18 protein-coding genes are annotated in these 21684 nt (G+C 32.4%); 11 read left to right on the top strand and 7 right to left on the bottom strand.

Annotated features, from left to right (window positions below; genetic code table 11):
* Window position 1 precedes the first annotated feature (1 nt).
* Both N1F78_RS08710 and N1F78_RS08705 read right to left on the bottom strand, forming a co-directional pair.
* Window positions 2-2011, bottom strand: a complete 2010-nt coding sequence (locus N1F78_RS08710) for a sensor histidine kinase (RefSeq protein ID WP_406682774.1) — start codon at window positions 2009-2011, stop codon at window positions 2-4.
* Between the two features lie 131 nt (window positions 2012-2142).
* The gene (locus tag N1F78_RS08705; protein ID WP_406682773.1) at window positions 2143-2772 is read right to left on the bottom strand and encodes a 7-carboxy-7-deazaguanine synthase QueE; all 630 of its coding nucleotides are present in this window, start codon (window positions 2770-2772) and stop codon (window positions 2143-2145) included.
* Between the two features lie 103 nt (window positions 2773-2875).
* Here N1F78_RS08705 and N1F78_RS08700 point away from each other — a divergent pair, with 103 nt between their 5' ends.
* From N1F78_RS08700 to N1F78_RS08675, 6 genes are read left to right on the top strand one after another with little or no spacing between them, the layout of a single operon-like run.
* On the top strand, window positions 2876-4420 hold the full coding sequence (locus tag N1F78_RS08700; protein ID WP_406682772.1) for a helicase HerA-like domain-containing protein: 1545 nt from the start codon (window positions 2876-2878) through the stop codon (window positions 4418-4420).
* Between the two features lie 42 nt (window positions 4421-4462).
* Window positions 4463-5020 carry a hypothetical protein gene (locus N1F78_RS08695; protein ID WP_406682771.1) on the top strand — a complete coding sequence of 186 codons (558 nt, stop codon included), beginning with the start codon at window positions 4463-4465 and terminating at the stop codon, window positions 5018-5020.
* A 12-nt stretch (window positions 5021-5032) separates the two neighbouring features.
* Complete coding sequence (locus tag N1F78_RS08690; protein ID WP_406682770.1) at window positions 5033-5995, top strand: YitT family protein; 963 nt, start codon at window positions 5033-5035, stop codon at window positions 5993-5995.
* Between the two features lies 1 nt (window position 5996).
* Entirely contained in the window at window positions 5997-6359 is a 363-nt protein-coding gene (locus N1F78_RS08685) for a cupin domain-containing protein (RefSeq protein WP_406682769.1), read from the top strand.
* 3 nt (window positions 6360-6362) lie between these two features.
* Entirely contained in the window at window positions 6363-7190 is an 828-nt protein-coding gene (locus N1F78_RS08680) for an alpha/beta hydrolase (RefSeq protein ID WP_406682768.1), read from the top strand.
* Between the two features lie 18 nt (window positions 7191-7208).
* The gene (locus N1F78_RS08675) at window positions 7209-7964 is read left to right on the top strand and encodes a pseudouridine synthase (RefSeq protein WP_406682767.1); all 756 of its coding nucleotides are present in this window, start codon (window positions 7209-7211) and stop codon (window positions 7962-7964) included.
* A gap of 5 nt (window positions 7965-7969) precedes the next feature.
* On the opposite strand, the gene folD is transcribed toward N1F78_RS08675, so the two are convergent.
* From folD to N1F78_RS08660, 3 genes are all read right to left on the bottom strand, one after another.
* Entirely contained in the window at window positions 7970-8845 is an 876-nt protein-coding gene (gene folD / locus N1F78_RS08670; protein WP_406682766.1) for a bifunctional methylenetetrahydrofolate dehydrogenase/methenyltetrahydrofolate cyclohydrolase FolD, read from the bottom strand.
* A 69-nt stretch (window positions 8846-8914) separates the two neighbouring features.
* On the bottom strand, window positions 8915-10243 hold the full coding sequence (gene ffh / locus N1F78_RS08665) for a signal recognition particle protein (protein WP_406682765.1): 1329 nt from the start codon (window positions 10241-10243) through the stop codon (window positions 8915-8917).
* Window positions 10244-10432: 189 nt separating this feature from the next.
* Complete coding sequence (locus N1F78_RS08660) at window positions 10433-12184, bottom strand: hypothetical protein (RefSeq protein ID WP_406682764.1); 1752 nt, start codon at window positions 12182-12184, stop codon at window positions 10433-10435.
* Between the two features lie 137 nt (window positions 12185-12321).
* Here N1F78_RS08660 and N1F78_RS08655 point away from each other — a divergent pair, with 137 nt between their 5' ends.
* The 5 genes from N1F78_RS08655 to N1F78_RS08635 all read left to right on the top strand — a co-directional run bounded on the left by N1F78_RS08655 (window position 12322) and on the right by N1F78_RS08635 (window position 19525).
* Window positions 12322-12840 (top strand): RNA polymerase sigma factor, encoded by a 519-nt coding sequence (locus N1F78_RS08655; RefSeq protein WP_406682763.1) that lies wholly within the window; start codon window positions 12322-12324, stop codon window positions 12838-12840.
* 102 nt (window positions 12841-12942) lie between these two features.
* The gene (locus tag N1F78_RS08650; RefSeq protein ID WP_406682762.1) at window positions 12943-13839 is read left to right on the top strand and encodes a FecR family protein; all 897 of its coding nucleotides are present in this window, start codon (window positions 12943-12945) and stop codon (window positions 13837-13839) included.
* A complete protein-coding gene (locus tag N1F78_RS08645) occupies window positions 13832-16138 on the top strand; it encodes a FecR domain-containing protein (RefSeq protein ID WP_406682761.1) in 2307 nt (768 codons plus the stop codon). Before N1F78_RS08650 ends, N1F78_RS08645 begins: the two co-directional genes overlap by 8 nt.
* Before the next feature lie 102 nt (window positions 16139-16240).
* Entirely contained in the window at window positions 16241-17893 is a 1653-nt protein-coding gene (locus tag N1F78_RS08640; RefSeq protein WP_406682760.1) for a DUF1800 family protein, read from the top strand.
* Window positions 17894-17899: 6 nt separating this feature from the next.
* Complete coding sequence (locus N1F78_RS08635; protein WP_406682759.1) at window positions 17900-19525, top strand: DUF1501 domain-containing protein; 1626 nt, start codon at window positions 17900-17902, stop codon at window positions 19523-19525.
* Between the two features lie 67 nt (window positions 19526-19592).
* On the opposite strand, the gene N1F78_RS08630 is transcribed toward N1F78_RS08635, so the two are convergent.
* Window positions 19593-20570, bottom strand: a complete 978-nt coding sequence (locus N1F78_RS08630; RefSeq protein WP_406682758.1) for a polyprenyl synthetase family protein — start codon at window positions 20568-20570, stop codon at window positions 19593-19595.
* Between the two features lie 31 nt (window positions 20571-20601).
* The gene (gene rlmN, locus N1F78_RS08625) at window positions 20602-21648 is read right to left on the bottom strand and encodes a 23S rRNA (adenine(2503)-C(2))-methyltransferase RlmN (RefSeq protein ID WP_406682757.1); all 1047 of its coding nucleotides are present in this window, start codon (window positions 21646-21648) and stop codon (window positions 20602-20604) included.
* Window positions 21649-21684: the final 36 nt, after the last annotated feature.

Raw genomic sequence — 21684 nt, 5'->3', positions numbered from 1 at the left:
TCTAAACCGGTATTTGAGCCAGTAATGTAGTACCTAACCCTTTTTTACTTTTGAAAGATAACGATCCTTTTAATATTTTAATTCGTTCTTCTATAGTTTTTAAGCCAAGACTATTATGTTTTAGAGCGTCTACATTATTAAAGCCAACGCCATTGTCTTTTATAAAGGCTTTTACTAAATTATTTTCTCTAATAATGTTTACAATTAGTGTTTTTGCCTGAGAATGTTTTAACACATTACTCACGGCCTCCTGAATAAATCTATAAAAATTGAGGGTTTCTTCTTCGTTTAAAACATCATCTATATAATCTATTTCTAATGAAAAAAACATATCAGTTTCTGCATCTAAATCATTTAACAATTGTTCAATACTCTCAGATAAACCCAACTGCTTTAAAGTAGCAGGATAAAGTCCTCTAGAAATGCTTCTAACTTCTTCTAAGGCGGTATTAGTCAATTCAGATAACTCTGTTTGCTCTAAATTTTGAGCTTTCTTCTTGATTAGTGTCAGTTGTTGTCCTACACTATCGTGCAAATCTTTAGAAATACGCGTACGTTCTTCCTCCTGAGCCTGAATTAGTTCATGAGAAAAATGCTCTTGAAGTTCTTGTCGTTTTTTAGCGGTGTTTCTAGAACGCCACAATATCACAGTTCCAAAAATACTTAAAAGCCCAAGGCCTCCGAAAAGCATCCATTGGTTTTTAACTTTGTTTTTCTCGTCTAACAAAGCAAGATCAGACTCCTGTGCTCGAATTTTTAAATCACGCTTTTCCGTTTCGTACAAGGTTTGATAATAGGTTAAAGATTTCACATTTTGAACTTTGGTTATAGAATCTTTAATTTTATAATAGTTTATCAAGTGTTTTTTGTGATTATTATTATCGTTAACTAATTTAAAGGCATCAGATAAAAATTTTTCCGCATTCATTATTTCAACATAACCTTGGTGCTGCCTTTTTAATGCCAAGTGCTGCAGACCATATTTAATTGCATTTTTATATTCTCCCTTTCCTAAAGCCATTTGTTTTAAAACCTCTATGTACATTTCTTTTTGAATGCCTTCTGAATAGGTGTCTGGATTATTTTCAATTTGCTTATAATAATATTCTGCTTTTTTTAAACTATCATTTTCGGCATAGGCAATAACTAAGTCACAAAGAAAAAAAGGACCATAAAATTGTTTATACTCAGAGTTATTGTGTTTTAAGGCCAGACCTAAATTTAATATTCGTTTTTTTTGATTACCCATAAGCCTATAGTCCGCCGCCGCATTATAATAAAGCAGAGAAACCGCAGTCTCCCTACTGTATAATTTGGACAAGGCAATAGCTTCATCACGCTCTTTCTTAGCGTCTTCATAAAACGTATTCTGGCTGTACAAGATCGATATATCACTTTTTGCGTTTATCAAATTAAATGTATCCCGCACTTTAGTAAATATCTTAATGGCCTCTTGAATAAGTTTTGAGGCTTCCACGGCATTACCAATTTCCATATTAATGCCACCGGTTTTTAACGCAATAGAACCTATTAACTGCTGATTGTCCGTTTTTAAAGCATAGGCTTTGGCGCGTTTATAATAGTTCAAAGCCTGATCGTAATCTACTATTCCCGCATAACTATCTGCACCAGCAATGAAGAAGCTCGCTTTAATCCTTTCTGATTTGGCCCTCTCTATTTCATTTAAAAAACCTTCAAATACAACCAATCCTTCTTTAGTATCTCCAAGAATGTTAGAATAATAATGAATTAGTTTTGCTGTTTGATTGGCAGCCATGTTTATAGAATCCAACTCCAGAGCATGACTAATAGTTTCTTTAGAAATTGAATCGAAGCCATATGTTTCTTGCATTTCGGTTAATGAACTCAGACTATCAAGAAGTATAAGTTTTTTTAAACCCTCTGAAATCGTAATTTCATTTTTAAGTGCTTCAATGTTCTCTACAATTTCATTCTGAGAATAGACACTAGATAAGTTTAAAATGAAGAATAGGAGCAATAACTTTTTCATAAAAAAGGGTAATTAAATGATCATGATTTGAGTCCCTAGCAAAACATTAAATATAATAAATAAAGCGTAAACCTTGTTTTGAACAAGAAGGTTTACGCTTTATTTATTATTCACGGTATTGAGAATAGCTTTTAAGGTATATTTAAATACTTATGTGTTTGAAGAGATACTTTCCACTTAGGATTTCCCATCACATAATCAACAATAAGAGGAACCACCTTATCCCGTTTGCTCCATTCTGGTTGAAGATACAAAATGCAATCATGATTTACTCTAGCAGCTTGTTCTTCAGCGAATTTTAAATCATCTCTATTATAAACAATAACCTTAAGCTCATCTGCTTTTTTACAAACCTCTTCAGTTGGCAGCTTCATCTTTTTGGGAGATAGACAAATCCAATCCCATTCCCCTGTTAATTTATAAGCTCCAGAAGTTTCAATATGTGTTTTTAACCCAAGACTCTTAAGCTCACTTGTTAAAACTGTCATATCCCAAGTTAATGGTTCGCCACCGGTAACCACAATTGTATCACTATACTTTTTAGCGTTTTCTACAATTTTTGAAGTTTCAGTTGGAGGATGTAGGTCTGCATTCCAACTTTCTTTAACATCACACCAATGACACCCAACATCACATCCTCCAATTCTAACAAAATAGGCCGCTGTACCTTTGTAATAGCCTTCTCCTTGAATTGTATAGAACTCTTCCATTAAAGGCAGCATCTCTCCTTTACTTACCAGATCTTGAATCTCTTTATTCATAAGTTTGCAAAGATACTACATGCAAAGTAATTGTTAATTGTTTTATTTATTGTTTATTGAATTTAATAAAGTAATAGCTATTTTTATACAAAATTAGAGTAGTATGACAACTAAGGAAACTTTTTTTAATTATATAACTGAAGGCAATAAAACTAAAGGCGATTTTATTCCAATTGGAGCAGCCATGTTAGATGGCGAAACTGTTACAGGAGCCCATGTAAAAATCCCTTTAAAAACAATGAACCGTCATGGTTTAATTGCAGGGGCTACAGGTACCGGAAAAACAAAATCATTACAAGTTTTAGCAGAAAACTTAAGTGAAAAAGGTATCCCAGTTATACTCATGGATATAAAAGGTGATTTAAGTGGTTTGGCACAACCAAGCCCAGGACACCCCAAGATAGATGAACGCCACGAAAAAATAGGCTTACCCTTTGAGGCTAAAGCATTTCCAGTTGAAGTTCTAACTTTATCTGAACAAGATGGAGTGCGACTTAGAGCAACTATTAGTGAATTCGGACCTGTTTTATTATCTAGAATATTAGATTTAACAGAAACACAAAGTGGCATTGTTTCAGTTATTTTCCAATATTGTGATGACAACAAATTACCCTTACTTGATTTAAAAGATTTTAAAAAGATACTTCAGTACGCCACCCAAGAAGGTAAAAAAGAATTCATGGAAGCTTACGGAAGAATTTCTACGGCGTCCACAGGTGCTATTTTACGAAAAATTGTCGCATTAGAACAACAAGGAGCTGACCTATTTTTTGGAGAAACTTCCTTTGAAGTAGATGACTTATTAAGAGTTGATGATGAAGGACGTGGATACATAAATATTATCAGGCTTACTGACATTCAAGACAGGCCAAAGCTATTCTCTACTTTTATGCTAAGTTTATTAGCTGAAATTTACTCAACCTTCCCAGAACAAGGGGATAGTGATAGACCAGAACTTATCATGTTTATTGATGAAGCTCATTTAATATTTAATGAAGCTTCTAAAGCCCTCTTAAATCAAATTGAAAGTATCGTAAAACTTATACGAAGTAAAGGAGTTGGCCTATATTTTGTTACTCAAAATCCTACTGATGTTCCAGAAGAGGTACTAGGTCAATTAGGATTAAAAGTGCAACATGCCTTAAGGGCATTTACAGCTAAAGACAGAAAAGCTATTAAACTAACGGCTGAAAATTATCCAGATTCAGATTACTACGATACTACGGAAGTTTTGACATCATTAGGTATTGGCGAAGCATTGGTTTCGGCCTTAGATGAAAAAGGGCGCCCTACACCATTGGCGGCAACTATGATGAGAGCACCCATGAGTAGGATGGATATTCTAACTGATGTCGAATTAACTACACTTCTCTCTAGGTCTAAACTTTCTAAAAAATATAATAAGGAAATTGACAGAGAAAGCGCCTATGAAATGCTTAATGACAAAATAGCTAAAGCAGAAGCTGATGAAGCAAAAGAAAAAGCCAGAAAAGAAAAAGAGGCCTTAAAGAAAGTAGAAGCAAAGAAAAAAACAAAAACATCTACTCGACGACGAAGCACTAGAATGAACCCCATTGTAAAAGTACTTACTAGTGCAACATTCATTAGAAGTGTATTTGGCATCCTAACTAAGGCAATGAAAAAATAAGTAGATAGTTCAACATATATCAATGAAAAAATAAATTCAACAATGCATAAAATCATTCTTAGTCTGATAGCTCTTGCCTTAGTTTTTACAAGTTGTAAAAAGGAACAAAACCCCTTTGAAATTTCAAAACATCATATAGGTTTACTTACAGACTCTACACAAGTTAAAGACCTTAAAAGTATTTATGTTAAGGACTCAATTTCTAAATTTATAAGTGGTGATGAATTTGCCGGAGGAATTAATGATATTGAGATTTTCAGTAAAGAGGGAGACAAACTTTTAATCTTAACTCCCAGAAACGTTTTGGATTCTACTTCTACAATTGGTAGTATTCAGATTATTGACTCAAAATTTAAAACAGTTAAAGGCATTTCTACCCAAAGTACTTTTAAAGAAATAAATAATACCTATAAAATTTCTAAAATAGATAACTTAATAAATTCTTTAGTAATTTCTGTAAAGGAAATAAACGGAAGTTTTGTTATTGACAAAAAAGAACTACCTTCTAATTTACAGTTTGATTTAAATTTGAAATTTGAAGAAACTCACATTCCAGACAATGCTAAAGTCAAGTACTTTTTCTTGATTTGGAATGATTAGAATCAACTAGAAATGAATCCTTTTTTATCCAAAATCATATTTGATATAGCTCGAAAAAAACTCGAGAAAAAAAATAATGATAAGAATGTAAGCAAGAAGAAAATAGTTCCGCTAGTAAGGCAATTACAAGTTGAATACTCTCATGCAATAAGTGAATATATATTCATTATCATAGGGGTTTTCTCTGCCGGTTTTGGGTTAAAAGGTTTTTTATTACCCAATAAATTTATTGATGGTGGCGCAACAGGTATTTCGTTATTATTGGAAAATATAACATCTATAGAATTAGGAATTCTTCTAATATTAGTTAATACGCCTTTTATAATTTTAGCATCCAAAACATTAAGTTTAAAATTTGCATTACGAAGCATTGGGGCTATTGCATTTCTTGCAATTGTAGTACACTATGTTGAATACCCTACTATCACTGAAGATAAATTGCTCATTGCTGTATTTGGAGGTTTCTTTTTAGGGCTAGGTATTGGTATGTCTATGCGTGGAAGAAGTGTTATTGATGGCACAGAAGTTCTTGCTATTTTTTTAAGCAGAAAACTATCATTAACTGTTGGCGATGTTTTACTCATTATAAACGTTATTATATTTTCATTTGGAGCTTACATACTTTCAATAGAAACTGCGCTTTATGCAATGCTAACCTATTTAGCCGCTGCAAGAACTGTAGACTTTGTAGTTGATGGCGTTGAAGAATATGTTGGGGTCACTATAATTTCACGTGAAAGCGAATCTATCCGAGTAATGCTTACGGAAAAACTGCAACGTTCTTGCACAATATATTCAGGAAAAGGTGGCGTTCAACTTCATGAAAAAGATATCATTTATATTGTTGTAACACGTTTGGAATTACCACGACTGAAAACTGAAATTGATAAAATAGACCGTAAAGCATTTTTAACAATGAGTCTTGTAAAAGATATTAAAGGAGGGATTATTAAACGAAAACCTTTTAAAGATTAAAATGAAAAAGTACACTGTTCAAAAAAATCCATTTATCGTCCCCACAAATGATGGAAAAGTCATAAAAGAGCACTTTGGAATTCCAACTACAGGAGACACACAAATAAGTATAGCCCATATGACAGCTCCTCCTGGATGGAGCGAACCATACCAAACACCGGAGTTTGATGAATACACATTTGTTATTAAGGGCAAAAAACAGTTTATTATTGAAGATGAAACCATTGTTTTAAACGCAGGTGAATCTATTAAAATTGAAAAGAATACTAGAGTTCAGTACTCAAATCCTTTCACTGAACCTTGTGAATATATTGCCATTTGCAAACCGGCATTTTCAATAGAAAAAGTTCATAGAGAAGACTAATTCATGGAAAAGTTTATTATTAAACTTATTGGCTCATACCTAAACGTTTTGAGTTATGTTTCTGGGGACTATGCTGCAAATAAAGCATTACATTTATTTTCTACCCCAAGAAAAGGTAAGCTCAAACCTCAGCAAATAAAGTTTTTAGATTCAGCCGAAAAGAAAATCCTTAATTATGAAGGATTAAATATTGCTACCTATCATTGGAAAGGAAACAAGGCAACAATTCTATTGGCTCATGGCTGGGAAAGCAATTCGGCCCGTTGGAAAAACAAAATAATTCGGTTTACAAAACAAGGATTTAATGTTATAGCATTAGATGCTCCAGGTCATGGAGCTTCTGGAAGCAAGCTATTCAATGCGCTTTTATATTCAGAATTCATCAATATTGTAGCTCAAAAACATCAACCAGAAGTGGTAATAGGACATTCTGTAGGTGGGATGTCTGTTATATTTTTTCAACAAAAATACCAGCTTCAATCTATTAAGAAAATGGTATTACTTGGAGCACCTTCAGAATTTGAATTTATTTTAAAAAGCTACATCAAGCTTTTAGGGTATAACAAAAAAATAGAAAAGCATCTAGATAAAATTATTCTAAAAAGATTTGGTGCTCTACCGGGCGACTTTTCAACCTCAAAATATTCTAAAAATATTGAAACCAAAGGATTGATTGTTCATGATGTAAAAGATGCGGTTATTCCCTATTCTGATGCCAAACTCATAAATAAAAGTTTAAAAAACAGCACCTTAATTTCAACAAAGGGACTAGGACATTCACTAAATGATAGTTCAGTAACAAATGATATTTTAGAGTTTTTAGAACAATAAGATGATTACTTTTGCAATATGAGCGAATCTTTAAAACGTATTAATAAATACCTTAGTGAGGCTGGATACTGTTCTCGTAGAGCGGCAGACAAACTAATAGACGAAGGCAGAGTAACAATCAACGGGGTTATACCAGAAATGGGAACAAAAGTGGCCCCAAATGATGTAGTAGCTATAGATGGAGAAGTTGTAGCTGCCAAAAAAGAAGAATTTGTTTATCTGGCTTTTAACAAACCTGTTGGTATTGTTTGCACCACAGATACACGAGTTGAAAAAAATAACATTATTGATTTTATTGGATATCACAAACGTATTTTTCCAATAGGAAGATTAGATAAACCTAGTGAAGGATTAATTCTTTTAACTGATGATGGAGATATTGTAAACAAAATCTTGAGAGCAAGCAACAACCACGAAAAAGAATACATTGTTACTGTAGACAAACCTATATCTCAAACTTTTATTGAGCGTATGTCTAAAGGCATTTATTTAGAAGAATTAAAACAAACTACCAAAACTTGCTTTGTTAAGAAGCTTAGCTCTTATAAATTTAAAATTATTCTTACTCAAGGATTGAATAGGCAAATCCGCAGAATGTGTGCACATTTAAGTTACGATGTACAAACACTTAAACGAGTTAGAATCATGAATATTAATCTTGATTTACCAGTTGGAGAACACAGAGAACTTACAAAAGACGAATACCGAGAACTCAGTAATCTCATAAGTCAATCAACCAAAGAATTTAATCCTAAAAATGTAAAAAGAAGGTAATGATTTTAAGCTTTTCTTTCTCTTGCTAAAAGTGTATTTTTTAGAAGCATAGCAATAGTCATAGGGCCAACACCACCTGGAACAGGAGTAATATAGCTTGCTTTTTTACTAACGCTTTCAAACTCTACGTCTCCAGCAAGTCTATAGCCATTCTTTTTAGTTTGATCTGGCACTCTTGTGATACCAACATCTATAACTACTACATCTTCTTTAACCATTTCACCAGTTAAAAATTCTGAAATACCAATAGCAGCAACGATAATATCTGCTTCTCTGGTAATATCTTTTAGGTTTTTAGAACGACTATGAACAACGGTAACAGTAGCATCACCAGCTTTACGCTTCTGACTCATTAATATACTCATAGGACGACCAACAATGTGACTTCTTCCCATAACCACTACATTTTTACCAGATGTTTCTACTTGATATCTTTCAAGTAATTCCATAATGCCATAAGGTGTAGCCGGCAAAAAGGTTGGCAAATCTAAAGCCATTCTTCCAACATTAGTTGGATGAAAGCCATCTACATCTTTATCTGGATCTACAGCCATTAAAACCTTTTGTTCATCTATTTGTTCCGGCAATGGTAATTGCACTATAAACCCATCAATATCATCGTTAGTATTTAACTCATGAATCTTTTCAAGCAATTCTTCTTCTGAGGTATATTCTGGCAATTCAATTAGCGTAGAATTAAAACCTATTTTTTCACACGCTTTCACTTTGGCATTTACATAAGTCATACTTGCTCCATCACTCCCTACCAAAATTGCAGCAAGATGAGGCACCTTTTCACCTTTAGAAACCATAGAAGCTACGTGTTCCGCAATTTCCTCTTTAATATCATTACTTACTTTTCTACCGTCTAAAATTGTCATATTTATATGGATGTTGACTTTTGGCTTTTGGCCGTTAACAAAACTTCTAACTTCTAAGTTCGAACAAGATTAACGCATATTTTTCATCATCTGCATCATCTTTTTACCGCCACCACCTTGCATCATCTTCATCATTTTACTCATTTGATTGAATTGTTTTAAAAGTTGATTTACTTCTTGTACAGATGTACCTGAACCTTTTCCAATTCTCTTTTTTCTACTGGCATTTATTAAAGAAGGATTTGCTCTTTCTTTAGGTGTCATAGAATGAATGATAGCTTCAATTCCTTTAAAAGCATCATCATCAATATCAACATCTTTCATCATTTTTCCAGCTCCAGGTATCATACCAACAAGGTCTTTCATGTTCCCCATTTTCTTAATCTGCTGAATCTGCTTTAAGAAATCATCAAACCCAAATTTATTTTTAGCAATCTTCTTTTGTAGCTTTCTAGCTTCCTCCTCATCAAATTGTTCTTGAGCTCTTTCAACCAGAGACACAACATCTCCCATCCCAAGAATACGATCTGCCATACGTGAAGGGTGAAATACATCAATAGCTTCCATCTTTTCACCTGTTCCAATAAACTTAATAGGCTTATTTACTACAGATTTAATAGAAATAGCAGCACCGCCACGAGTATCACCATCTAATTTGGTAAGTATAACACCGTCAAAATTCAATACATCATTAAAAGCCTTTGCTGTATTTACTGCATCCTGACCTGTCATAGAATCTACTACAAACAATGTTTCTTGTGGCTCTATAGCCTTATGTATGTTAGATATCTCGGTCATCATAGCTTCATCAACTGCTAAACGACCCGCGGTATCTATAATTACCACATTATGTCCGTTAGCTTTTGCATGTGCAATAGCAGCTTGTGAAATTGCCACCGGATCATTATTTCCTCTATCACTAAAAACTTCAACCCCAATTTGATCACCAACAACGTGTAACTGATCAATAGCCGCCGGACGATATACATCACAAGCCACTAATAATGGTTTTTTAGTTTTTTTGTTTTTTAAGAAATTAGCCAGTTTACCAGAAAAAGTAGTTTTACCAGAACCCTGTAAACCAGACATTAATATTATACTAGGAGTTGCAGACAAATTAATTCCAGCAGTGTCTCCACCCATAAGTTGGGTGAGTTCATCTTTAACAATCTTAACCATTAGTTGCCCAGGCTGCAAGGTTGTTAATACATCTTGCCCAAGCGCTTTTTCTTTTACTCTATTAGTAAAATCTTTAGCTATTTTAAAGTTAACATCGGCATCTAATAAAGCACGTCTTACTTCTTTTAAGGTTTCCGCAACGTTTACCTCGGTAATACTTCCGTGTCCTTTTAATACATGTAAGGCTTTATCTAATTTATCGCTTAAATTATTAAACATAATTTTCTTGAAATTTTAAGAACTGCAAATTTAATGAATTGAAGGAATTTTTGAGTAATAATCTGTAAAAAAGGCATATAAAAAAAGCTGTCAAATTTTTAAATCTGACAGCCTTAAAGGAAACTTAGCTAACTAACCTAACAAACCGAAAATCCAAGTTTCTCTTTTATATTAACCAATAATAACAATTTATTCTTTTCTTTCAAGGACTAATATACGCTCTATCTCTCCTGTAGATGAGTAATCTTTTAACTCAATACGGTTAGGAGAAATCTCTTTAATTCTCCATCTATTATTAAGTTGTCTAAACGGAGGCTCAATCCCAAAATGCATTCCTAAATACAAACCTTCATCTCTATAAGATAACCATGAACCATCAATTAATCCATTATTAGGGTCTGTTACTTTTATCCATCCACTTTCTAAGAAATTAATAGTATACATGGCAAACAACTCAGTTAAGTCCGCATCCAAATTCATATAAGAAGCTATTTCCCAAGTACCTGAAACTAGCACATCATCAATATAATTTAAATCTTCATCAATATTAGGACAACGTCTCTTTAAAACCATTTGATTGTTAGAATTAACCAACTTAATTTTATCCTCTCCTATGAAAGTTATTAACCAATGTAATTTCAAATTAGGTCTTCCTTCTAAATCTATACTTAAACCTATACGACCAGAGTTAAGAACAAATACTTCATAAGTACCATCAATCAATTCTCCATTAATTCTTATTTTAACAACGTTGTTCTCAAAGAATTTAAGTGGTGTTCCTATATAATCTTCTTCATTATCTACACCGTCTACATTTAGTCTCTTTACTCTCCATAAACACTCTTGTAAGTAATTTTCAACACGCTCTATAGTGTGATCTATAACTACATCACAGTTGCGTTTCATAATTATTCTGCTATCACCATCATAAACCTTAACTTTACCTTCATTAATTTCATAAATAAACCACTCCAACGTAAAGTCTGCTAGATTTTCAAACTCCATTTTTAATTTAGCTCCTCTATCAGTTACTTTAGTATCCCATGTACCTGTAAGAACATCGCCATTTCTAGCTCTCATTACAACAGTACCATTAGTTTTAAAATTGATGGCATACTCAAAATACTGATCCGTTAAGGCTACGGCATCCCTCTTAAACTCATGTACTAACCAAGGACATTGTACAAGGTAATTATCTAAACGCTCTTTAGTGAAGTCATCATCGTTATGATCATTATCATCATCTTCGTCACAAGCATCTTTAGCCTCTTTAATTGTAGTATGTAACTCCTCATTACTATTTACCTCTATTTCAGTACCATCGGCCAACAACATAGTTACGGGGTAATTAATACTTGCTATAACTTCTCTGTTTTTAACACGTTTCATAAAACGGTGTAATTGCCTATCATTTTCAATTTCAATAGTATCAATTATTAAAAAGTCTGCATTAAAAATCGAAAATGAAATTGGGTATTTAAAATCAATACACTCAATATCGTCATCCTCTTCATTTTCCCCTCCACATTCTTCAACGTAAGCTTCCAACTCATCGGCATTAGTAATAACAATTTCATCATGATCTGCATTGATAATAGTGATAGGAAAAATCATTTCCAGACTATCATCATCATTATCGAATTCATCTAAAATGGCTTCAACAACTGCAAAATCCTCATCAGAGTCAATAATAATTTCTAAACCGTTAACTATAACAGTAAGTGGTAATTTTACAGAAATACAACTAGCCTGGTCAATGATGTTATCCTTAGAACCATCCATTTTTGAAGTTGAACTAACAAAAGCTGTTAATTCTGAGTCCGCAACTAAAGTAGCTTCTTCCGAGGGTTCTGTTATGTCAATAACTTCTTCTTGACATGAAGTAAATATCAAAAGGGCAAAAAAAGGCAGTAATAATAATATTCTCCAATTAGTTTTCATGGTCTTTAATTTTGGGTTAAACATAGCTTTTATTGATAAAACAAGATAACTTTAAATATTCCTACCCAACACGTTAAAAAAAAAGTTAAATTATTGGCAAAAAGCCTTATTTTAGTTGCTCCAACTACCAAGACAACATGAGCAAACAATTACATGACAATATCTGCGCTGAGCATATTTTTTCATCTATATTTAAAAAACACTCAAAGGATTTACATAATTTTTTACATTACAAATTTGGCGATTTACTAAACCCTAAAGATAAGACTCAAGAAGCTTTTATTAAACTTTGGGAGAACTGCTCAAAAATATCCCCAGAAAAGGCTAAGAGTTTTCTTTTTACAACAGCAAATAACCTTATGTTGAATGAAGCGGCTCATCAAAAAGTGGTTTTAAAACATCAGAAAACTTCAAATCCAAAAATGAGCACTAATGAAAGCCCTGAATTTTTAATGCGTGAAAAAGAATATAACGACAAACTACAAAAAGCATTAGCAAATTTAACAGAACCTCAACGAGTAGCCTTTATGATGAATAGAGTTGAAGGAAAAAGATTTAAGGAGATTGCCGAAATTCTAGAAATATCTACTAAAGCGGTTGAAAAACGTATTTATGGTGCTTTGAAAAAGTTAAGGGAAGATATTAAAGAGTTATAATTTTTGGTTTTAGATTCTACACAAATTTTAATTTTTAAACTTTTTTAAATATTAAGGTAGGAAAAAATAAAAGTAACCTGTTATATAGTTGTATAAGGAATTATGGATAGAGAAACATTAATATTAAAATGGTTAGATAATGATCTAAGTGATCAAGAAATTCAGGCTTTTAAAAGTCTTGAAGACTATGATGATTTAGTGAAATTAAATAACAACTTACAAGCTTTTGAAGCACCTGAATATGATGCACAAAAAGAACTTGAGACTGTTTTATATACCATTAAAAATAGTAAAACACAAAAAACGCATTGGGTAAAACCATTTATGCGTGTAGCAGCAATTCTTGCTATTTGCTTTAGTCTTTATTATTATACAACCACAATTGATAGTACTATAACAACGGAAATGGCTCAAAAAACCACGGTAGATTTGCCAGACGATTCAAGCGTATCTTTAAATGCAAATTCCGTTTTAGTATTCAATAAAAATTCTTGGAAAAACAACAGAGAAGTAGAACTTAAAGGTGAAGCCTTTTTTAAGGTTGCTAAAGGCTCTACTTTTAATGTTAAAACAGAAACAGGAACCGTTACGGTTTATGGCACTCAATTTAATGTTAAACAAAGGGACAATTATTTTGAGGTTATTTGCTACGAAGGTTTGGTAGGCGTTACTTTTAATTCTCAAGAAACGAAATTAAAATCTGGAAACAGCTTTTTAATTATCGATGGGAAAATGATTGCTAAAGAAAAAGAAAACAGCTTAACACCTTCGTGGTTAAATAACGAAAGCCAATTTAAAAGTTTACCCTATAAAGAAGTTATAGCAGAATTTGAAAGACAATACAATGTAAATATTACTTTAATTGGAATAGACTCGGAAGAATTATTCACTGGTAATTTTACACATGACAGTATTGAAGTTGCATTAAAATCTATTACCTTGCCTTTACATTTAACTTATAGTCAATCAAAAGATACTATAATTTTAAAGCGTGAATAAAAAAGGCCTTATTTCTCTTTTTATTTTATTGTTTTTTTTGAATGTTACGTTTTTAAAGGCGCAAACTATTCAAGAAGAAAAGCAGCCTCTTGCCTCAGTTTTAAGCACTTTAGAAAAGCGATATGATATTAGTTTTTCCTATGCCGATAAAACAGTTAAAGACAAAAAGGTTTTTCTCCCAAACAAAAATTTATCGCTAAAAGATGTTCTAAGCTTATTAAAAAAAGAAACTAAGCTTGATTTTGAATTGCTAGACAACCGATTTGTTGCTATTAAGTTGCAAAAAAAAAAGCGAAACACATTTAGAGTTCAAAATTTAGAAGAAATCATTATTACTAATTTCCTTACCACAGGAATAACGAAATTAAATGACGGTTCTATAGCAATAAAACCAGAACGTTTTGGAATTCTTCCTGGATTAATAGAACCTGATGTTTTACAAACCATACAAGCACTACCTGGTGTTTTAAGTACAGACGAAACGGTTTCAAATATAAATGTTAGAGGTGGCACACATGACCAAAACCTTTTACTTTGGGATGGTATAAAAATGTATCAATCTGGGCATTTTTTTGGGCTCATTTCAGCCTTTAATCCTTATATCACACAAAATGTAAATGTTTACAAGAATGGAACTAGCGCAAAATATGGAGATGGAATTTCTAGTGTTATTGATATGCGACTTCCGAATGAAATTGACAACCAATTTAAAGCAGGCTTAGGCTTCAACCTAATCAATACCGATGGTTACGCAAAAATTCCACTTTCAGAAAACACTGAACTACAAATTTCATCGCGTAGATCAGTGACAGATTTAATAAAAACATCTACCTACGATCAGTACTTTAAACGTGTATTTCAAGATTCAGACTTTAATAGTACTAATGGCAATTCTATTTCTCAAAATGAATCATTCTATTTTTATGATATTACTGCTAAATTTCTATATGACATCTCTAAAAAAGATAAATTAAGGTTTCATTTTTTAAATGTAAATAATAGTTTTAATTATGACGAACAGTCTACAATTAATGATAGACCAGAAGCATTAAACAGCAAGCTAACTCAACAAAATCTGGCCTTGGGAGCAACCTATATTAGAGACTGGACAGAAAACCTCTCTACAACTGCACAAATTTATGCTTCAAATTATGATTTAGATGCCACTAATTTTGATATTTTAAATAATCAACGATTAATACAAGAAAACGAAGTTTATGATGGTGCAGCCAAAATAGACATTAATTATAATCATAATTACCAATTAAAGGTTAATGGGGGCTACCAATTTACCGAAGTTGGTATAAGTAATTTAGAAGATGTAAACAACCCTAGTTTTAGAAGTTATATTAAAGAAGTTATTAGAAGTCATGCACTGTATACAGAAACCGAACTATTGTCTTATGGAGCAAAAACAAAATTAATATTAGGAGCAAGACTTAACTACATAAATAAGTTTGATATGCTTTTTGCAGAACCACGGTTAAGTTTTAGTCAACGATTTTTAAATAATTTTAGGTTTGAGTTTTTAGGGGAATTTAAAAGTCAAACAACTTCACAAATCATTGATTTACAAAACGATTTTTTAGGTATTGAAAAACGTCGTTGGGTACTATCTAACAATCAAAATGTTCCTGTTCTCAAAAGCAAACAAGCCTCAGTTGGTGTACACTATAATAAAAACAAACTATTAATTAGTGCAGAAACTTATATAAAAAAAGTTGAGGGTATTACAACCAGGAGTCAAGGTTTTCAAAATCAATTTCAATTTACAAACAGTATTGGGAGTTATGAAATTAAAGGTATAGATGTATTATTAAACAAGCAGTTTGATGATGTTGCCAGCACTTGGATTTCTTACTCTTACAGTAAAAACAATTATCTTTTTCCAGAGTTAAATAATGGCGAAAAATTCCCGAATAATGTAGATATAAGACATGCTATTTCTTTTGCAGGAACTTATACTTTAAACCAACTAAAACTTGCTCTTGGATTAAATTGGAATTCGGGAAAACCCACCACATTCCCTGAAGATAATAGTAACTCTGGAAACATTACCTACCAAATGCCTAATGCTGAAAATTTAGATGATTATTTAAGAGCAGATTGTTCTGCAACCTACTCATTTGATATTTCCAGAACATCTCGAGCCACTGTTGGAGCCTCTGTATGGAATATTTTAAACAAAAAAAACATCATCAACACATATTACACATTGGATGATGAAAACATGATAAACAAAGTAGAAAATGAATCATTAGGCTTTACACCAAACATAAGTTTTAGATTACATTTTTAATAGCTCATGCACTTCACCGATATAACCTATTGAATTTCAAGGATTTTATATTTTGTCATTTTATAATAAGTTAAATTTTAAGTACATTGAAAAAAAACAAAAATGGCGTCCCTAAATCCTCTAAATTCAAATTTAGACTTAAGAAAAGCCAAACACCTTCTTAGAAGAGCCACCTTTAATTACACCAAAGAACAATTAGAGGCCTTTGTTGGTTTATCTGTATCTGAAGCGGTTAATATTTTAACCACAGATGCTTCCTATATTTTGCCAGAACCATATGATCCACTTCCAACAACCAATCCAGACGGCTTTTGGCTTTCCTCTGGTTTACACCCAAATACGTTTACTGGCAATGGACGTAAAAGAGCATACATTACTGGATGGTGGTGGTATAATGCTTTAAATCAAGTATCTTTAAAATATAAATTATCATTCTTTCTACACACTAGTTTTACTATAGGAAAAGATTCTGGAGCAGGGTTTCCTTCTAACACTTTTGACCATATTAGATTGTTAGATTATTATGCATTAGGAAACTTAAAAACATTAGCAAAAAAGATCACACTTGACAATGCCATGTTGGATTATTTAGACAACACTCAAAATAATGCCAACAACCCCAATGAAAATTATGCAAGAGAATATTTAGAGTTATTTACCATATTAAAAGGAGAGCAAATAGGTGAAGGTAATTACACAAATTATACAGAATTTGACATACAACAAGCCGCCAAGGTTTTTTCAGGATTTAAAACAAAAACAGACCGAACCATAATAGACATAGATACAAATATTCCAAGCGGATATGCCAATGCCAATCAGCATAATTCAGAAAACAAAACTTTTAGTAGTGCTTTTGGAGAACATACTATTACAGGTAGAGATACTGATACAGGAATGATTGATGAACTTCATGATTTTGTTGATATGATTTTTAACCAATCAGAAACAGCAAAAGCATATTGCAGAAAATTATATAGGTACTTTGTAAAAAGTCATTGGAACGAGACTGTTGAAACAGATATTATATTACCGTTATCAGAAATTTTAATAAATAATGATTATGAAATTTTACCTGTTATCACTAGACTTCTTTCAAGCGAACACTTCTATGATTCTGATGATAGTGATAACACTGACAATACTATTGGAGCTATAATAAAAAGTCCGTTGCAATTATTTACGGAAGTGATATCTTTCTTTGACCTCGATTTCCCTAACCCTAGTATCGATTCATATAGATTTTATAATAATTTTTTCAATAAGTTCATACATAATTCCTGTTTAAAGGCATCTGGTATGCCATTTTATGACCCAGATTCTGTAGCTGGCTACCCTGCTTATTATCAGGAACCAAATTTTGACCAAAATTGGTTTTCATCTAACACTATTATAGGTAGATACAAATTTATTGAAAGCTTAATTTTAGGAAAAAACACCATAACAAGTGGCAATATATATGCGCTATTAGACACGGTGCTATTCATTGAAAATAAAATTGATATAGATACTGCAAAAAACCCTAATACTTTAATTTCAAAAATTGCTAATTTACTATACCCAGAGAGTATAGATTCTGATAGAATTAATTATTTCAAAACTTATTTAATTGAAGACGCCAATGATTATTATTGGACTGGAGCTTGGTCTAAATATATAAGTACCCATAGTGATGAAGATAAAAACACGGTTAAATTAAGGCTAGATTCATTAATCTCTGCTATGATAAATGCTGCCGAATTTCAATTAATGTAGGATGTTATGAAAAGAAGAAATTTTATAAAACTCTCAGCTTCAGCTTCAGTTATAGGATTAACTCCCATTCAAATTCAAGCTGCATTAAAATCTTTTATTCCTTTTGAATGCCCTGATATTTCAGGAAGAAAACTAGTTCTTATTAATTTAGCAGGAGCAAATGATGGATTAAACACTTTAATCCCTCTTAATCAATACGATACTTATAGTAATTTAAGGCCAAACATAAAAGTACCTAATAGTGGTACTAACAAGTTTCTTAATTTAGACACCTCTTTACCTGAACAACAACAACTTGGATTAAACCCTGCATTAATTGGTTTTAAATCATTATATGATAAAGGGCTATTAAGAATTCTAAATGGAGTTGGATACCCTTCGCAAAACAAAAGCCATTTTAAATCAACCGATTTATACTTAACAGGAAATGACGGAAACAGCGTTTTAAATGGCGCGAATACTGGTTGGATGGGACGTTTTATGGAACAATTCTACTCAGATTTAATTTTAGAAACTTATCCTCTGGCAGTTGAGATAGGCTCTAATAAAACATCATTAGGTTTTCATGCAGAAGAAGCACATGGACTTTCATTGAATATTACTGGACAAGACCCTGCTGGTTTTTATAATATTATAAGTGGCTTAGGAGGTGAACCGCCATTAAACATTCCTAACTCTGATTATGGCAAGCAGTTAGATTTCATAAATAATACTGGGGCATTGTCAAACAAATATGCCGAATCTATTTCAACTGCATTTAATAAGGGCAGAAATGATATTACATATCCTGACACCGATTTAGCAGACCAACTAAAAACTGTTGCCAGATTAATAAGTGGTGATTTAGGTTCTAAAATATACATGGTAAGAATTTCTGGTTTTGACACACACAATGCTCAAGTACAATCTTCTGGCGAAGTATTAGGAAAACACCATGAATTATTAACCGAGCTTTCAGAAAGCATGGAGGCCTTTATGTCTGATTTAGAAAATCAAAACTTATCAAATGATGTTGTGGGAGTAACATTCTCTGAGTTTGGGAGAAAAGCTGCAGAAAACGGAAATTTAGGAACGGATCATGGCGAAATTGCCCCCATGTTTGTTTTTGGAAAACCTGTTGAGGGTGGAGTAACAGGAACAAACCCAAACTTAATAGAAGCTACTAGCGAAAATAATTGGCAATTAAAAACGGTTCAGTATGACTATCGACAGACCTTTGCAACTTTACTTCAGGATTTTCTAGGTGCTGATAATTCAATTATTGACAACACCTTCTTTAATCATTCTTTAAATGACAGTTTTAACAATTTAAAAATTACAGATATTTTAAAATCGGAATTTGATGTTTCAAAAGGCTGTGTAGCTTCCAACAACAACCCAGATAATGAAATTAAAAATTGGCTATTATACCCTAACCCGGTTAAGAGTATATTAAACTTCTCTAGTATTGATAATTACGAAACTGTTGATTTTAGAATATACAATGCTTCAGGTATCCAGCTATCAAAAGGTTCTGAAATTCTGGTTAATGCCAAAGCAAGCATTAACATTTCTAAATTTAATAGTGGTATTTACTTTTTTGAAATATTTTCAGGTAATAATAAAGAGATTCATAAAGTAATTAAGATTTAAATTATTCTTCTTTTTAAATACACTTTAACATTAAATATACCGATTGACAACACAAAACAGGATTAGCCTATTTCTTTCTATCAATAACGTAAGTCACCATTAATTTTAAGGAGTTTTTATATTCAGATTCTGGGTATATTTCAAGCATTTGAAGAGCTTCTTCTTGAAAATCTTTCATCTTGGTAACAGCATATTCTAACCCACCATTTTTCTTCACAAAAGCAATAACTTCTTTTACGCGTTTAGCGTCTTTATTATGGTTTTTAACAGAATTGATCAACCATTTTTTTTCTTTCTTTTCTGCATTATTAAGCACATGAATTAAGGGCAAAGTCATTTTTTGTTCCTTAATATCTATACCTGTTGGCTTACCTATTTTGGCTTCACCATAATCAAATAAATCATCTTTTATCTGAAATGCCATTCCTATAAGTTCACCAAACTTCCGCATGGCTTCAACATCTTTAGAGTCAGGTTTAACAGATGCTGCTCCCAAACTACAACAGGCCGCTATTAAAGTTGCTGTTTTCTGACGGATAATCTCGTAATACACATCTTCCGTAATATCTAGTTTTCTTGCTTTTTCAATCTGAAGCAGTTCTCCTTCACTCATTTCACGAACCGCCACAGAAATAATTTTCAGCAAATCAAAATCATTATTATCAATAGATAGCAATAATCCTTTTGAAAGTAAAAAATCACCAATTAAAACAGCTATTTTATTTTTCCATAAAGCATTAACCGAAAAGAATCCACGACGCCTATTACTATCATCAACAACATCATCATGAACTAAAGTTGCTGTATGTATTAACTCAATTACAGAAGCTCCTCTATAAGTCCGTTCTCTAACTTCTCCATTAGATACCATTTTAGCAACCAAAAACACAAACATTGGTCGCATTTGTTTACCTTTTCGGTTTACTATATAATGAGTAATTCTGTTTAACAACGCCACCTTACTAGACATTGAGAGTTGGAACTTTTGCTCAAAAAGATCCATTTCAAAAGCAATGGGCTGTTTTATCTGTTCTACTATTTTCATCGAGAGGTTAAATATAGTATTTCAAATGCACTTATACTTTATTTTTATTTGCTAATTGTCCGCAAGCAGCATCAATATCTTTACCTCTACTTCGCCTAATTGTAACGGTAATGTTATTTGATTCTAACACCTCTTGATACATATCAATTGCTGATGATTTGGCTTGTTGAAACTCGCCATCATCAATAGGATTATATTCAATAAGATTCACTTTACTTGGCGCAAACTTGCAAAACTTAACCAAAGCATCAACATCTCTCCGTTTATCATTTATACCATCCCAAACTACATATTCGTAAGTAATTCTGTTTTTCGTTTTTGCATACCAGTACTCTAAAGCTTCTCTTAAGTCTTTTAATGGAAAGGTTTTGTTAAATGGCATAATAGAATCTCTAACCTCATCTATAGCGGAATGTAATGATACAGCCAACTTGAATTTCACCTCATCATCAGCCATTTTTTTTATCATTTTTGGAACACCTGATGTAGAAACAACAATTCGCTTTGGAGACATTGCTAACCCATCTGATGATGTAATCTTATCAATAGCTTTAAGCACATTATTGTAATTCATAAGTGGCTCGCCCATACCCATAAATACAATATTACTCAACGGCCGATTATGATATAATCTGCTTTCCTTATCTATAGCCACAACTTGGTCATAAATCTCATCTGGATTTAGATTCCTCATTCGTTTTAAACGAGCTGTTGCACAGAATTTACAATCTAAGCTACACCCTACTTGACTGGAAACACAAGCGGTAGTTCTGGTTGCTGTTGGTATTAAAACCGACTCTACTATTAAACCATCATGCAACCTAACAGCATTCTTCACGGTACCATCACTACTACGTTGCATGGTATCAACTTCAACATGATTAATAACAAAATTATCCTCAAGCATTAGTCGAGTTTCTTTTGAAATATTGGTCATGTCTGAAAAATAATGAGCAGATTTTTGCCATAACCATTCATATACTTGATTACCACGAAATGCTTTGTCACCTTGATTTATAAAGAACTCCCTAAGCTGTTCTTTGGTTAATGCTCGAATATCTTTTTTATTTTCCATCATAGGTTTTGCAAAAGTAAGGAAACGATTTTTCGATTT

The organism is Seonamhaeicola sp. MEBiC01930 (assembly GCF_045277075.1).
GTDB lineage: Bacteria > Bacteroidota > Bacteroidia > Flavobacteriales > Flavobacteriaceae > Seonamhaeicola.
This window is presented reverse-complemented; position numbering and strand designations above follow the sequence as displayed.

What these genes read in the sequence shown, in the direction of transcription:
- N1F78_RS08710 (WP_406682774.1), bottom strand. Translation starts at nt 2,011, where the DNA reads ATGAAAAAGTTATTGCTCCTATTCTTCATTTTAAACTTATCTAGTGTC.
- N1F78_RS08705 (WP_406682773.1), bottom strand. Translation starts at nt 2,772, where the DNA reads ATGAATAAAGAGATTCAAGATCTGGTAAGTAAAGGAGAGATGCTGCCT.
- N1F78_RS08700 (WP_406682772.1), top strand. Translation starts at nt 2,876, where the DNA reads ATGACAACTAAGGAAACTTTTTTTAATTATATAACTGAAGGCAATAAA.
- N1F78_RS08695 (WP_406682771.1), top strand. Translation starts at nt 4,463, where the DNA reads ATGCATAAAATCATTCTTAGTCTGATAGCTCTTGCCTTAGTTTTTACA.
- N1F78_RS08690 (WP_406682770.1), top strand. Translation starts at nt 5,033, where the DNA reads ATGAATCCTTTTTTATCCAAAATCATATTTGATATAGCTCGAAAAAAA.
- N1F78_RS08685 (WP_406682769.1), top strand. Translation starts at nt 5,997, where the DNA reads ATGAAAAAGTACACTGTTCAAAAAAATCCATTTATCGTCCCCACAAAT.
- N1F78_RS08680 (WP_406682768.1), top strand. Translation starts at nt 6,363, where the DNA reads ATGGAAAAGTTTATTATTAAACTTATTGGCTCATACCTAAACGTTTTG.
- N1F78_RS08675 (WP_406682767.1), top strand. Translation starts at nt 7,209, where the DNA reads ATGAGCGAATCTTTAAAACGTATTAATAAATACCTTAGTGAGGCTGGA.
- folD (WP_406682766.1), bottom strand. Translation starts at nt 8,845, where the DNA reads ATGACAATTTTAGACGGTAGAAAAGTAAGTAATGATATTAAAGAGGAA.
- ffh (WP_406682765.1), bottom strand. Translation starts at nt 10,243, where the DNA reads ATGTTTAATAATTTAAGCGATAAATTAGATAAAGCCTTACATGTATTA.
- N1F78_RS08660 (WP_406682764.1), bottom strand. Translation starts at nt 12,184, where the DNA reads ATGAAAACTAATTGGAGAATATTATTATTACTGCCTTTTTTTGCCCTT.
- N1F78_RS08655 (WP_406682763.1), top strand. Translation starts at nt 12,322, where the DNA reads ATGAGCAAACAATTACATGACAATATCTGCGCTGAGCATATTTTTTCA.
- N1F78_RS08650 (WP_406682762.1), top strand. Translation starts at nt 12,943, where the DNA reads ATGGATAGAGAAACATTAATATTAAAATGGTTAGATAATGATCTAAGT.
- N1F78_RS08640 (WP_406682760.1), top strand. Translation starts at nt 16,241, where the DNA reads ATGGCGTCCCTAAATCCTCTAAATTCAAATTTAGACTTAAGAAAAGCC.
- N1F78_RS08635 (WP_406682759.1), top strand. Translation starts at nt 17,900, where the DNA reads ATGAAAAGAAGAAATTTTATAAAACTCTCAGCTTCAGCTTCAGTTATA.
- N1F78_RS08630 (WP_406682758.1), bottom strand. Translation starts at nt 20,570, where the DNA reads ATGAAAATAGTAGAACAGATAAAACAGCCCATTGCTTTTGAAATGGAT.
- rlmN (WP_406682757.1), bottom strand. Translation starts at nt 21,648, where the DNA reads ATGATGGAAAATAAAAAAGATATTCGAGCATTAACCAAAGAACAGCTT.